A 12466-nucleotide genomic window follows, 5' to 3' on the forward strand; every position below is an offset into this window, starting at 1 on the left:
AGTTCAACCCTTTGTCGCACCGGCGGTCAGGCCGGCAATGTAGTAGTCCATTAGGAACGCGTAGATGATCAGCGGCGGCGCGGCGCCGAGCAGGGCGCCGGTCATGATCTGCCCCCAATTGAAGACGTCGCCCTTGATCAGGGTGGTGATGATTCCGACCGGCAGCACGAGCTGATCGGTCGACGTCGTAAACACCAGTGGATAGAGGAACTGTGCCCAGGACACCGTGAAGGCGAAGATCGTCGCTGCGATCAGGCCGGGAAGCGCAACCGGGATGAAGATCCGCGTCAGTGTCTGGAACCAGCTCGCGCCGTCGATGATCGCGGCTTCATCGAGCTCCTTCGGGATCGAGGCGAAATAGCCGATCATGATCCAGGTGCAGAACGGCACCGTCAGCGTCGGATAGATGAACAGCAGAACGTACCAGCGGTTGACGAGCTGAATGCCGGTCCAGTCGCCGAACTGCGCGAACATCTTGAACAGCGGAATGAACAGCAGGCTGTCCGGAATGAGATAGGTGAGGAATACTCCGGTCGCGAGCGTAGCCGAGCCCCAGAACTTCATCCGCGCCAGCGCGAAGGCGGCCGGCACGCTGATCAGCATGGTGATGGTTACCACGATGATCGAGACCCAGGCCGAATTCCAGAAGAAGCGCAGGAACTGGTTCGAGGTGAGAAGGCTGACGTAGTTCTCCAGCGTGGGGTGAAAGACCCACCATGGATTGGTCGCCGCCGAGATTTCAGCACTGCTCTTCAGCGAGGTGATCAGCATATAAAGCGGCGGCGTCAGCGAGAAGATCGCAAACAGCACCAGGAAGAAATAGGACCACCGCAGCGCCCAGGCGCGGTCGCGGCTCATGCTGCCGTATTTGACCTTCCGTCGAGGTCCGGACTTGTCGATCGTGACCGTGCTCATCAGGCTTCGTTCCCGCGTTTGGTGACGTCGCGGAGGATGAAGATCGCCGCGATTGCCAGGATCGGCACCATGAACAACGAGACGCTGGCGCCGAGCGGAATATCGCTGCCCTCGATGCCGACGCGGAATGCCCAGGTTGCGAAGATGTGGGTGTGGTCGAGCGGACCACCGGCAGTCAGGATGCGCACGATGTCGAAATTGGCGAAGGTCACGATCAGCGAGAACAGGGTCGTGATCGCGATGATGTTGCGCATCATCGGCAGCGTCACATACCAAATGCGCTGCCACCAGTTGGCGCCATCGATGGCGGCCGCCTCGTAGAGCTGCTCGGGCACCGATTTCAGCGCCGCCAGATACATGATCATGAAGAACGGCGCGCCGTACCAGACGTTGACCAGGATAACGGAGAACCGCGCCCACATCGCGTCGCCGGTCCACGGGATCGGTCCGATACCGAACAGCGAGAGCGTGTAGTTGAACGCGCTGTAGGAGGGGTCGAACAGCCAGAGCCAGGCCAGCGTGCTCATCGCCGGCGGGATCACCCATGGCACCAGCAGCATGCCGCGCCATTTCCGCTGCTTCTTGGCCGGCACGTTGTGCACGAAATGCGCGACGATGAAGCCGATCAGTGCTTTGAAGATTACTGCCGAGATGGCGAAAATGCAGGATTGCTTGACCACCAGCCAGAAGGTGTCGCGCCTGAACAGGAACTCGAAATTGCCGAAGCCGACAAATTTCGTCATCGCCTTGTTCAGCGTCGCCAGGTGCAGAGAATAAAGCGCCGGATAAAGCACGAGTACGGCAACGAGGAGGATCAAGGGCAGCGTCATGAGGAACGCGACCATCGACTTGCGCCGCAGCGCGTTGCGTAAGCTGGTGCGCCTGCGCGAGGCTGTCGCGACGCGGTTCGACTGCAGAGTGACATCAACCATGACGCAGGTCCTTTGCGCGGTTGGTTGTAGGACCGGCCGCCAAAGGGCGGCCGGTATGGAAGGTGAGCCCTCGTGCGGCTGACGTCGCTGGCCTTCGAGGACTCAGGTTGTCGTCAGCTTCGCATGAAGCCTTCGCACTCGCCCTCGGCCCAGGCGAGCGTGCTCTCCATGCTCTCACCCTGGTAGTATCTCAGGCACATCTTGGTCAGCGTGGCCTGGAAGTAGATTTGCTGCGCGACCTTGGGCGGCGCCGGCGAGGCCGCAATCGACAGCGTCTGATGGTTGTAGGGGTTCGGATAATGGTAGAGCGTGCCCTTCGGCGGCTCTTCTTCGGCCCAGACCTTCAAGGTCGTGAGCTTCTCGTAGGCCGGCAGATCATACCCGCCGCTCGCGACCACCATCTTCTCGATCGATGCCGGCTGCGACAGGAACGACAGCAAGCTCTTGGCTGCCTCCTTGTTCTTGGAGAACGACCAGATCGACCAGAAGAACGGCAGGTAGGGGGCGAAGCGTCCCTTGGGCCCGGCCGGGAAGCCGTGGGTCCAGCATTGCTCCGCCACCTGCGGCGCATCGCGTTTGGCGACCGCCCATGCGCTTGGCGGGTTCATGATCATCGCACCCTTGCCGGATACTAGCCACTTGTTGTTGGAGGCATCGTCCCAGGCCGAGACGTCGGGCGGCAGGAAGGCGATCAGCTTCTTGTAGAAGTCGAGGGCTTGGCGCACGGCGTCGGTCTTGACCGTCAGGTTGCCCTTGGCGTCGACGAGCTGCGCGCCGAATGACTGAAAGATCGCGCCTGCGGTGTCGACGCTATCGCTGGTCTCGCCGAGACCGATCCCGAATGGGTAGCCGCCCTTATGACAAGCTTCCGCTGCCTTCAGGAATGTATCCAGCGTCCAGTTGTCGGCTTTTGGCGGGCTTCCGGCCGGATACATCGCCTGCACGTCAATGTTGGCGAGCTTCTTCATGAGGTCGATGCGCGAGCAGGGGCCTTTGATCTGGCTGCCGACGCTGGCGGGAACTCCGAGCCATTTGCCATCGGCCTGACCGAGATACTTGACCGTGCCGTTGACCTCGCCGTTCAGCTTGATGAGCGGCTCCATGATGTCATTGACCGGCTCGAGCAGCTCGGCGTTGGACTGCGGCCACCACGTCGGCATCTGGAAAATGTCGTGACCGGATTTCGCCTGGGCCTCTGCGGCGATTGTCACGATGTTCTTGTTGCCCTGGCTCGTGATGTAGTCGAGCTGGACCTCAACCTTCTCTTTTGCGGCCCATTCGTTGACCAACTCAGTTGAGGCCTTGTTGGCGCCTGGCACCCAGTGGTCCCAGAAGCCCATCGAGAGCTTGCCGGCAGCGTAGGCGCCACGGACGTAAGGGGCTGTAATCAGCGCCGCCGACGACAGCGCTGTCGCAGTAACGAATTGTCGTCGTGAAAGCTTCTTCCGTGACATGGCATTCCCTCCCTGGCGAGCCGACGGACAAAAGACTTTGGAAATCTCATTGTTATTCTTCTCTGCGCCGCGTTTGCGCGACGTCGTGAGATTTCGTTGTTGCCGATCAGAACAGAATTGCCGGCGTCTGTCGAGAAATCACAGAGCGGCACGCATTGAACTAATGTTGTGGTCAAATCGCAGGCAATCTCGCGCGCGTGATTGCGATTGCAGGCCGATTGCAGCGGCTTCGGCGATCATGCTGCGTCGCACGCGTGAGCAGTCGCGCACAGCCGTTGCGACGGTGCGCCGTTGAGCCGCAGGTTCCCTGCCTGGCATCAAGGCGGAGCAGGCGGCGGGCAGGTCGTCAGCGTCACACGCGCCGCCGATAGACTTGGCAAAGCCGGAAACGTTAAGCTTTGGATCGGTCGACGAGACGCACTGCCCGCATGAACTCTAAGCCTTCAATCTCATCAGCGATCATGGAGATCCGATCATGCCTATCCCGGTTGCGAGGCCGCATGCGCGGTGGAAACTGTGCGCCGCGGTCGGAGCGGTCACCGCCATGCTGCTTGCGACGCCCCACATCGTCGATGCGCAGATCGTGCAGGGCGTCGAAAACGGGGCTCGCGAAGGTTCGAAGGCCGCCGGACCGGTCGGCGGCGTCCTCGGCGGCGCGATCGGAGGGGTAGTCGGGGTGGTGACCGGCGTCACCGGCGTCTTCACCGGCAACAATGCCAACACTCCCAGTAACGCAGCCGGCAAGAACGCGCAGTCTCAACCGGCTCCGGGCGACAGGCAGGGGATCAGGGGCACGAAGTCAGCCAAGGCTGCCAAAGACCGGGGAACGAAGCAGCCGGCCGTGCTGACCCAGGAGGGGGCGCCGCAACTCACCGCCGAGCAGATCGTCGCCAACAGCGACGCCAACATCGAACGGATCAAGACGGAGTTGAACCTGACGCCCGAGCAGGAGAAGCAATGGCCCGGATTTAGCAGCGCGATGCACTATCTCGGGCACAATGGTGCCGACCGCGTCAACTTGCGCATCGCGCGGGCGCAACGCGATCCGCCCGACGACATCATCGAGCAGATGCGCAACGAGGCCCAGTTCCTCAACGATCGCGCCGTCGATCAGCGCAACGTCGCTGATGCGGCTGAGCCGCTCTACGCCACTCTGGACGACAAGCAGAAACAGATATTCGTCAATGAAATGGTACGCCTCAGCCACGAGCGCGGGCTCGACTGACGACGAGCAGGACCAAGCCGCGACGAATAGCCGGGCCGCCAGGCCCTGGGGTAGGTTAAAGGCGCGACTCCCGGCTATCCTGCCGCAGCGGCGCGGCGGCGCCACATCGTCATTCAATCTTGAAGAAAAACGGACCGGATCGCGCCCGACTGATGGCCGAGTTGGGGCCTTGTCGGGAACCGGATGCCGTCAATGAACGAGGGACCGACCGGACCGCCGGCCGGCCGATCAGGGGTAGGGCGATCCCACGATCTCAGTTCAGCTCTTCGGAAAGTTCAACTCCACGCCGATGCCATCGGGGTCGTAGAGGAAGATCTGGGTGTCACCGGTCCGTGGCACGATCTGCTCACGGAATTGGACGTTCATGGCCTGCAGACGCTTGCGAACCCCGTGGACGTCGGTGGCGGCGAAGGCGATATGGTCGAGGCGCCCGGTGTCCTCGTATTTCTTTTCAGTGCCGCGCACCACGATGCCCTCGCGCGGCTTGCGGGTGCCCATCAGGTGGACCGTCGCCTGGCCGCCCGAATAGAGCCAGTAGCCGGGGAAATCGAGTGGCGGGCGATCACCGTTCTCGAGGCCAAGCACGTCGCAATAGAAATCCTTGGGCCTCTCGAGGTCCTGTGGCTCGATGGTGTAATGCTGCAGTCCGCCCAATGGCATGGTTCTTCTCCTTGAGAAGTCAGGTTAGACAAAGGCGAGGTCCGCGTCGGCACCCAGCATCCAGGCGCCCACCGTCTCGAAGTGACTGAGCCGGCCCTGCAATTGCTGGGTCACGGTGTGGATGTCGCGGAAGCGCCGTTCGAGCGGATGGCCCTCGAAGATCGCGGTGGCGCCAGCGGCGTTGTAGGCAAAGTCGACGGCTTCGCGCGCCTTGTGGATCGCGTGCGTTGCCGCCATCCGGATGGTCATGCGTTGCGCGACTGTAATGCTCTGGCCGGCAACCAGATCCTTCCAGATATCGGCCATCGACTGCAGCAGGAAAGCGCGGGCAGCACGTAGATTGACCTCGGCCTGCGCCAGGCCCGACTGCACCACCGCATTGTCCCGGATCGGGCTCTTCATGCCACGCGGCACCTTGTTGCGGGCGACATCGACGAAGTTGTCGAGCGCGCTGCGGGCAATGCCGCAGGCAACGCCGGCAAAGCCGATCTGATAGCAGGTGTGGTTGCTCATTCGGTACAGCGGACCGGCCTCACGGCATTCGCGGTCGAACTCGCGGGTGATCGAATGGTCGGAGCGGACGAAGAAGTCATTGAGCGCGAACTGGTCGCTGGCGGTGCCGCGCAGGCCGACCGTGTTCCAGATGTCGGTCCATTCGACGTCTTCGGTCCGCACCAGCATGGTTCGCTCGAGCTGCTCGCCATTGGCGTCGCGTTTGGGCGAGCCGTCGGCTGCATAGATTGGGCAGTGGGCGCCGAGCCAGGTGGCGTGCCGGCCGCCCGAGGCGAACGACCAGACGCCCGTGACCCGATAGCCGCCCTCGCATTCCACAGCCTTGACCTTCGGCCCCGGCCCCCAGGCGAGCACGGCGCGCGGCTCACCAAAGATCTCCCGCGCCACCGGCAGGTCGAGATAGGCCGCCGACATCGCGCAGCCGCCGGCCTGGCTCAGGCACCACGCCGTCGAGGCATCGGCCTCGGCAATGGTCTCGATGACGTGAAAGAAGGTGACGGGATCAGTCTCGATCCCGTCCGACGAGCGCGGCAGCAACAGGCGGAACAGCCGAGCCTCGTGCAGGCGGTCAAGCACATCGGGCGGCAGCCGGCGCATTGTCTCGATGTTGTCGGAGGCAGCGGCGACGTCGCCCCGGATTGCTTCGGCGCGGGCGATCACTTCGCAATCGCCGACAAGATCGTCTGAGGTCATGGTCATGACGCCTCCGTCAGGCTTGCCGGATCGTCGCCGAGGCCGCGACGTCGGCCGCCGCGTTCAGCTCCTTATCGATCTGCTCGATCGACTTGCCCCGGGTTTCCAGGCCGAAGAAGTAATAGACGACGCCCGCCATCAGGAACCAGCAGCCGAGATAGACGAAGGCGGTCGGAATCTGGGTCAGCGGCACATCCGGCTTGAGGTAGTTGTTCGAGCCGACGATCAGGGCAAGGCCGACGGGCCCGATGATCTTGCCGATGCCGCCGAAGCCATAGGCCGAGCCCATGCCAGTGGTGCGCAGATGCGATGGCCAGACCTCCGCCGCGTAGGGCCCGACGATCGCAAAGCCGCCGTCGGCGAAGAAGAACGCGGCACCCAGCAGCAGCCAGAAGGCGGACATGCCGAACAGCGTCGCGTCATAGTGGTAGCCTGCAATGATCGTCAGCGCGCCGGCTCCGAAGCCGAGCAGACCGCCCGCGGTGCGCCGTCCCAGCAACTCCGAGAAATAAGAGAATGCGACGCGGCCGATGAAGCCGGAGATGCTGAGCAGGATCATCATCTTGGCGGCCTGCTGCGGGGTCACCTTGAGGAGCAGCACGAACAGCGCGGGCGCCCAAAGCGTAACGCCGTAGACGCCGGTTTGCGCGCCGGCATTGCCGAGCCAGGAGACGAGCAGGCTGCGCGGGTATTTGAACAGGTCAAGCCAACTCGTCTTGATGATCGGACCGGCGTCAGCCGCGGTCGGCAACGGTAGGTCCGACGGCTGCACCTGCAATGCCCAGGCCAGCGATTTGCGGGCTTCGTCATAGCGCCCTTGCCGGCACAGCCAGCGCGGCGACTCCGGAACCCATATCCGCACGAGCAGCACAAGAAGCGACGGCAATACGCCGATCGCGAACAACAGCCGCCACTGGTCGGTGCCCACGAATGCCCCCAGCACGGCGCCAATTCCGACGCCGAGCGGAATCACGCAGGTGACGAGGCCGCCGACCCAGCCGCGCTTGTGCGAAGGCATGAACTCCTGCACCAGCGGCAGGTCCACACAATAAAGCCCTCCGACGCCGGTGCCGACGAAGAAGCGCAGGATCGCCAGATAGATCCAACCATTGTCCGGTGTGAAATAGAGCAGGCCGGTCGCGATCGAGAAATTCAGCACCGTGCCGATGAACACGATGCGGCGTCCGATCCGGTCGGCGAGCCAGCCCCAGAGATAGGCGCCGATAATAGCGCCGATGCCCGAACTCATCAGCACGGTGGCGGACTGGCCGAATGTGAGTTTCCACGGCCCGATCAGGAAAGCGAGCACGAAGCCGATCAGGAAGTAGTCGAAGAATTCCAACGCATCGCCAATAATCGCGGCAGCAAGGATCTTGATCTGGTTGCCGGTCAGAGTCGTCCGGCGATCGAGAATCTCGAACATGGCGTCTCCCCTTGGCGCCTGTTCTTTTCTTGTTCAGGGCGGGCGTCGCGCCATCGCACCGCCGACGCCGTGAGGCTATCCTTCCGGTGTCGCGAACGACAAGCCGGCGTTGACGCGGGGCTCGTCTGCACCCAGGCGATACGCGTTCGGCCTGCTGCTTCGCACAAATCGCGGTGCGAAAGCCTGGTGTGATGGCGTCGCGCCGTTGACTCATTCGCCGTCAATCGCCAAGGCTCGGCGCGTGGACGGTCAAGGGTTAAGCCGGATGGACGAAAAGCGTAAGCATCCGCGAACGGAGGTCAACGAGCCCGCTTATGTCTCGTCGGGCGGCGCCGTCATGCATTGCGTGATCGTGAACATCTCGCCTGAGGGCGCGGCCATCGAAGTCGAGAACCCAGCCTACGTCCCGCATCGCTTTCGCCTGGTTTTGGCCAGCGACGCCTCGGTGGTCTACGAGTGCCAGGTGATCTGGAGCAAGAAGACCCGGATCGGTGTGAGCTTCGTGGCGACAGCCTGAACGGCGATCGGCGGGGCCTCAATCGGGCCCGCGATGCCCTCACGGGCTTTGATCAACTGGGGACGCTGTTTCCAGCAACAAAAGACGGCCTCGGCGCGTCCTTAGGACGATGTGCCGAAGCCGTCGGGATGGTCGTTTGCCGATTACGAACAGCGCCTCAACGCCGTGGCGCCCCGGTTCGTTCCGTGTTCCTGAAAACTCTTCTCCGACGGCTCAGCGCCACATCCCGCGCATCCTGGCGCGGATGTCGATCGGCGAGGCACGGTTTGCCGACGAAGGTTCCGCAGCGGTCGCGCGAGGCCAGGAGGTTCGCTCGAACATCGGTAGCAGCCTTTCCGGGATGAACCGGGTGCGCGAGGCGTACATGTGGCGGTCGCCCCTGGCGGCCTGGCCATGCACGAAGAAGCGCTGTGGCACCAGGAGGTGGAGATCGTCCTTGGCGCGGGTCATGGCGACATAGAGCAGGCGGCGCTCTTCCTCGAGTTCGGCCGATGTACCGGCGCCGAGGTCCGACGGCATGCAGCCATCGACGACGTTGAGCACGTAAACGGACTTCCACTCCTGGCCTTTGGCCGAGTGGATCGTCGACAGGATCAGATAGTCCTCGTCCAGCAGCGGCACGCCGGCCTGATCGCTGGTCGCATCCGGCGGGTCGAGCGTCAGTTCGGTGAGGAAGCGTTCGCGCGATGGATAGCCTGTCGCAATCTGCTCCAACTGAATCAGGTCGGCGCGGCGAACCTCGCTGTCCTCATGGATGCGGTCGAGATGCGGCTCATACCATAGGCGCGCTCGCTCGATGTCGACCGGCCACTCCGAGTAGCGGAGGTTTTCGACCGCCTCGACAAACAGCCGCCAATCCGCGCCGGCCCGAGGCGGCGCGGGGAGCGAAACAAGCGCGGCGACCGGATCGGCCGCTTCCGCCATGCGGTCGAGCACACGCTGAGCTGAAGCCGGCCCGACGCCGGGCAGCAGATGCAGAATACGAAATCCCGCAACACGGTCGCGCGGGTTCGCGACGAAGCGCAGCAGCGCCAGCATGTCCTTGACATGCGCCGCGTCGAGGAATTTGAGGCCACCGAACTTCACGAACGGAATGTTACGGCGGGTCAGCTCGACCTCCAGCGGCCCGCTGTGCGAGGAGGTCCGGAACAGCACGGCCTGGTGCTTCAAGAACGTGCCTTCCTCGCGGGTCGCCAGGACCTGCTCGACGACGTAACGGGCCTGATCGGCCTCGTCACGGACGGTGACGAGCAGCGGCTGGCGCGTCGAGATTCGGTCGGTCCACAGGTTTTTCGTGAAGCGTTCCTTAGCGAGCGAGATCACGCCGTTGGCTGCCGAGAGGATCGGCTGGGTCGAGCGATAGTTGCGATCGAGCGTGACGATCTCGGCCGCCGGGCTGAACTGGCCCGGAAAATCAAGGATGTTGCGCACGGTCGCAGCGCGGAAGGAGTAGATCGACTGCGCGTCGTCGCCAACGACAGTCAATCCGCGGCCGCCCGGTTTGAGCGCCAGCAGGATCGAGGACTGCAGCCGGTTGGTGTCCTGATATTCGTCGACCATCACGTGGTCGAAGCGGTTACCGATCTCGTCCGCCAGAGTCGGCTCCGTGACCACCTGCGCCCAGTAGAGCAGGAGGTCGTCGTAATCGAGCACGTTCTGCTGCTGCTTGGTCTCGACGTACGTTGCGAACAGTTGCTTCAGTTCGTTGGCCCAGCCCGCGCACCAGGGGAACGATTGGCCGAGCACCGTCTCGATCGGCATCTCCGCATTCACGCAGCGCGAATAGATCGCAAGGCAAGTGCCCTTGGTCGGAAACCTGCTCTCCGTCCTGGAAAAACCGAGATCATGACGGACCAGGTTCATCAGATCGGCGGCATCCTCGCGGTCGTGGATCGTGAATGCGGGATCGAGCCCGACCCGCTCGGCAAACTCGCGCAGCAGCCGTGCACCGATGCCGTGGAACGTGCCGGCCCAGCTCAGCGCATCCGTCATCACCGAGGCCCGATCACCGAGCACGCGGCGTGCGATGCGTTCGACGCGAGCGGCCATCTCGCCGGCGGCGCGACGCGAAAACGTCATCAGCAGGATCCGGCGCGGGTCGGCGCCCGCAACGATCAGATGCGCCACGCGATGGGCGAGGGTGTTGGTTTTGCCCGACCCCGCACCTGCGATGACCAACAGCGGCGGTCCGATGGTTCCATCGGCGGCGACACCATGCTCGACCGCGCGGCGCTGCTCGGGATTGAGCGCGTCCAGATAGGTTGCGTTGGCAAGATCAGGCACGAATCACCCCCCGCTCGACGCTAACAGACATCGCCACGATTGGGGCCAATGTGGCAGCCTGGAGCGAAGAAATTGCATTGACATTGGCGCAGCAGATTGCACAACCGCGCCATGGGTGATCCGTCCAAATCCGATACGCCGCTCAAGGCGACATTCAAGGTGAGGCTGAACGGCGAGACGGTGACGCTTGCGACGGTCGGCCAGGCCTATCGCTTCATCACCAATCTCAACTCCGTCGAATGGATGGAATTCCGCTCGCTGCACGATGATGCCGTTGTGGCACTCGAGAAGGCGGCCGGCAACGCAATGCTGACGGTGCAGGCGACCAACGCGCTGCGCGCGCTGTTCGTCCGCGCCAGGATGCTCTGAATAGATCCACAAAAGAGACGGGCCGCCTCGGCCCTCCGCGGCGGCCCCAGATGGCGGCCGAAGCACGATCAGCCTCAGGCCGTGGTGTGTACCGCCGTTACCTTGTTTGCGGCCATAACGGAAATGCCCTTACGAAATGGCGATCGATTCGGCTGTAGCAGCGACACCACAGTCAGAGACCGGTGTCGTCGACGAGCCGGTCATACACAAGCGCCGACCGGAGATTCACGGTCGCGGTTCTCAGGTAGCGCGGCTCGCGCATCGCGTTGTTGAACATCATGATCACCATCTTCCAATGCGGGCGCTCGCGTTGGTCCGAATGCAGCTTGGACAGGTAATCCGCGGCGTCGCCGACGGTCTCCAACATCCGCCCGTTGTTCAACGCGATCGGGAACGCGAGCGGTGATCGCTTCTCAAGTTCCAGCACGCGAGGCTCTCCGGGCAGGCGGCAACAACGCGAACAGCTCTAGCTGCGTCGCCGGGTGCCGTCGAGGGCAGACGTCTCAGAAGGAGTCGGCCAACGCGATCTCCGCCTTCAGGGCATTGATGCGCCGCTCGGCTTCCTCGCGTGTCAGATCTCTCGTGTACTGCTTCGGCTGGTAGGCCTCCTCGGCGAGGCTTTTCAACCGGACCGCCTGAGCGCGGGTCATCTGCGTGCCGACGCGCTCTGCGACCCCACCAAATCTCAGTGCTGCCATGCCCATATTTCCACCTCGTTGGCCATCTCGTGACTTGACAATATGTTCTATTTTTGTTCCAACAAGCCATGGACAACAAGATTAATGAAATCCGCCGCAAGATCAGCGCTTTGCGCACTGAAATGACTCTGGTCGAAGCCGCGATCCGGGAGCAGATCAATCATGATCTCGATTGCAGTGAGGCGTCGTACCGGCTGATGGCAATGCGGGCCGAGGTGGCCGAGTTGATCAGCCGTTGGAAAGCCGCCGGCGGCGGCGATCATCTCCCAACTGTTCGCGAACGCTTGAGCCGGAGCCACGGAGATCGCCCCGCAGTGAAGACGAAGCTCGACAAGCGTAAATCTGGACCTGGCCATCTCGTCCGGGCTTGATCTGCGACGACACGAGGGCCGCATCGGCCCTGCCGACCCGAAAGAAGCTTCGGGCGGGAACTGACGTGCGGGATCGGCATTTTCTCGTTGATGAGGGATGCCGTTGCATTGTCCAGCGCAATGATCGCCGATCCGACCGCGCCACCGCGGACATCGATGAATGACGATCGCAGTCCGCTCTTGACGCTGATTTCCTGCGTCGCCTGCAACAAGACCATGCGGCTCGAGACCAGCTATCCCGACAGTCGGGGCAAGGACATTCTCCAGTATCGCTGCAGCAGATGCGGCAGGATCGAGCGGATACGACTGGTCCGGCGGACCTGGCCGCCTCGCTAGCCGTCAGCGTCGCAGGCAGGAAAAGTTCCCGGCCCAAGGAACTTTATTTTCCCGTTGCGATTAACAGACTTGGTTCG

Annotated in this window: 14 protein-coding genes; 5 read left to right on the forward strand and 9 right to left on the reverse strand. The window is 62.9% G+C overall.

Features of this window, described 5'->3' with window-relative positions; translation table 11 throughout:
• Nucleotides 1-3 precede the first annotated feature (3 nt).
• From P6U25_RS18250 to P6U25_RS18260, 3 genes are all read right to left on the reverse strand, one after another.
• Nucleotides 4-915 carry a carbohydrate ABC transporter permease gene (locus tag P6U25_RS18250; RefSeq protein ID WP_407146146.1) on the reverse strand — a complete coding sequence of 304 codons (912 nt, stop codon included), beginning with the start codon at nt 913-915 and terminating at the stop codon, nt 4-6.
• Nucleotides 915-1847: a carbohydrate ABC transporter permease gene (locus P6U25_RS18255; protein WP_407146147.1), complete on the reverse strand. Its 933-nt coding sequence runs from the start codon at nt 1845-1847 to the stop codon at nt 915-917. Before P6U25_RS18255 ends, P6U25_RS18250 begins: the two co-directional genes overlap by 1 nt.
• Before the next feature lie 113 nt (nt 1848-1960).
• Entirely contained in the window at nt 1961-3301 is a 1341-nt protein-coding gene (locus P6U25_RS18260; protein WP_407146148.1) for an ABC transporter substrate-binding protein, read from the reverse strand.
• 475 nt (nt 3302-3776) lie between these two features.
• Here P6U25_RS18260 and P6U25_RS18265 point away from each other — a divergent pair, with 475 nt between their 5' ends.
• A complete protein-coding gene (locus P6U25_RS18265) occupies nt 3777-4526 on the forward strand; it encodes a Spy/CpxP family protein refolding chaperone (protein WP_407146149.1) in 750 nt (249 codons plus the stop codon).
• A 258-nt stretch (nt 4527-4784) separates the two neighbouring features.
• Here P6U25_RS18265 and P6U25_RS18270 read toward each other — a convergent pair whose 3' ends face one another.
• The 3 genes from P6U25_RS18270 to P6U25_RS18280 are packed head-to-tail and all read right to left on the reverse strand — an operon-like array spanning nt 4785 to nt 7815.
• The gene (locus P6U25_RS18270; RefSeq protein ID WP_407146150.1) at nt 4785-5186 is read right to left on the reverse strand and encodes a VOC family protein; all 402 of its coding nucleotides are present in this window, start codon (nt 5184-5186) and stop codon (nt 4785-4787) included.
• Between the two features lie 24 nt (nt 5187-5210).
• Nucleotides 5211-6398 carry an acyl-CoA dehydrogenase family protein gene (locus P6U25_RS18275; RefSeq protein WP_407146151.1) on the reverse strand — a complete coding sequence of 396 codons (1188 nt, stop codon included), beginning with the start codon at nt 6396-6398 and terminating at the stop codon, nt 5211-5213.
• Between the two features lie 10 nt (nt 6399-6408).
• Nucleotides 6409-7815, reverse strand: a complete 1407-nt coding sequence (locus tag P6U25_RS18280; RefSeq protein WP_407146152.1) for an MFS transporter — start codon at nt 7813-7815, stop codon at nt 6409-6411.
• Nucleotides 7816-8080: 265 nt separating this feature from the next.
• Between P6U25_RS18280 and P6U25_RS18285 the strand changes: the two genes are divergently transcribed.
• Nucleotides 8081-8332: a PilZ domain-containing protein gene (locus P6U25_RS18285; RefSeq protein ID WP_407146153.1), complete on the forward strand. Its 252-nt coding sequence runs from the start codon at nt 8081-8083 to the stop codon at nt 8330-8332.
• A gap of 213 nt (nt 8333-8545) precedes the next feature.
• On the opposite strand, the gene P6U25_RS18290 is transcribed toward P6U25_RS18285, so the two are convergent.
• Nucleotides 8546-10615 (reverse strand): ATP-dependent helicase, encoded by a 2070-nt coding sequence (locus tag P6U25_RS18290; protein WP_407146154.1) that lies wholly within the window; start codon nt 10613-10615, stop codon nt 8546-8548.
• Nucleotides 10616-10726: 111 nt separating this feature from the next.
• On the opposite strand from P6U25_RS18290, the gene P6U25_RS18295 reads away from it, so the two are divergent.
• Entirely contained in the window at nt 10727-10984 is a 258-nt protein-coding gene (locus tag P6U25_RS18295; RefSeq protein ID WP_407146155.1) for a hypothetical protein, read from the forward strand.
• Nucleotides 10985-11156: 172 nt separating this feature from the next.
• Here P6U25_RS18295 and P6U25_RS18300 read toward each other — a convergent pair whose 3' ends face one another.
• Complete coding sequence (locus tag P6U25_RS18300) at nt 11157-11411, reverse strand: hypothetical protein (protein WP_407146156.1); 255 nt, start codon at nt 11409-11411, stop codon at nt 11157-11159.
• A gap of 76 nt (nt 11412-11487) precedes the next feature.
• On the reverse strand, nt 11488-11682 hold the full coding sequence (locus tag P6U25_RS18305; protein ID WP_407146157.1) for a DUF3072 domain-containing protein: 195 nt from the start codon (nt 11680-11682) through the stop codon (nt 11488-11490).
• Nucleotides 11683-11750: 68 nt separating this feature from the next.
• Between P6U25_RS18305 and P6U25_RS18310 the strand changes: the two genes are divergently transcribed.
• Together P6U25_RS18310 and P6U25_RS18315 are read left to right on the forward strand one after the other, a co-directional pair.
• A complete protein-coding gene (locus tag P6U25_RS18310) occupies nt 11751-12053 on the forward strand; it encodes a hypothetical protein (RefSeq protein WP_407146158.1) in 303 nt (100 codons plus the stop codon).
• 108 nt (nt 12054-12161) lie between these two features.
• Nucleotides 12162-12389, forward strand: coding sequence for a hypothetical protein (locus P6U25_RS18315; protein WP_407146159.1), 228 nt, complete (start codon nt 12162-12164; stop codon nt 12387-12389).
• Nucleotides 12390-12466 lie beyond the last annotated feature (77 nt).

The organism is Bradyrhizobium sp. ORS 86 (assembly GCF_045571475.1).
GTDB lineage: Bacteria > Pseudomonadota > Alphaproteobacteria > Rhizobiales > Xanthobacteraceae > Bradyrhizobium.

What these genes read in the sequence shown, in the direction of transcription:
- P6U25_RS18260 (WP_407146148.1), bottom strand. Translation starts at nt 3,301, where the DNA reads ATGTCACGGAAGAAGCTTTCACGACGACAATTCGTTACTGCGACAGCG.
- P6U25_RS18305 (WP_407146157.1), bottom strand. Translation starts at nt 11,682, where the DNA reads ATGGCAGCACTGAGATTTGGTGGGGTCGCAGAGCGCGTCGGCACGCAG.
- P6U25_RS18255 (WP_407146147.1), bottom strand. Translation starts at nt 1,847, where the DNA reads ATGGTTGATGTCACTCTGCAGTCGAACCGCGTCGCGACAGCCTCGCGC.
- P6U25_RS18265 (WP_407146149.1), top strand. Translation starts at nt 3,777, where the DNA reads ATGCCTATCCCGGTTGCGAGGCCGCATGCGCGGTGGAAACTGTGCGCC.
- P6U25_RS18295 (WP_407146155.1), top strand. Translation starts at nt 10,727, where the DNA reads ATGGGTGATCCGTCCAAATCCGATACGCCGCTCAAGGCGACATTCAAG.
- P6U25_RS18280 (WP_407146152.1), bottom strand. Translation starts at nt 7,815, where the DNA reads ATGTTCGAGATTCTCGATCGCCGGACGACTCTGACCGGCAACCAGATC.
- P6U25_RS18275 (WP_407146151.1), bottom strand. Translation starts at nt 6,398, where the DNA reads ATGACCATGACCTCAGACGATCTTGTCGGCGATTGCGAAGTGATCGCC.
- P6U25_RS18285 (WP_407146153.1), top strand. Translation starts at nt 8,081, where the DNA reads ATGGACGAAAAGCGTAAGCATCCGCGAACGGAGGTCAACGAGCCCGCT.
- P6U25_RS18270 (WP_407146150.1), bottom strand. Translation starts at nt 5,186, where the DNA reads ATGCCATTGGGCGGACTGCAGCATTACACCATCGAGCCACAGGACCTC.
- P6U25_RS18250 (WP_407146146.1), bottom strand. Translation starts at nt 915, where the DNA reads ATGAGCACGGTCACGATCGACAAGTCCGGACCTCGACGGAAGGTCAAA.
- P6U25_RS18310 (WP_407146158.1), top strand. Translation starts at nt 11,751, where the DNA reads ATGGACAACAAGATTAATGAAATCCGCCGCAAGATCAGCGCTTTGCGC.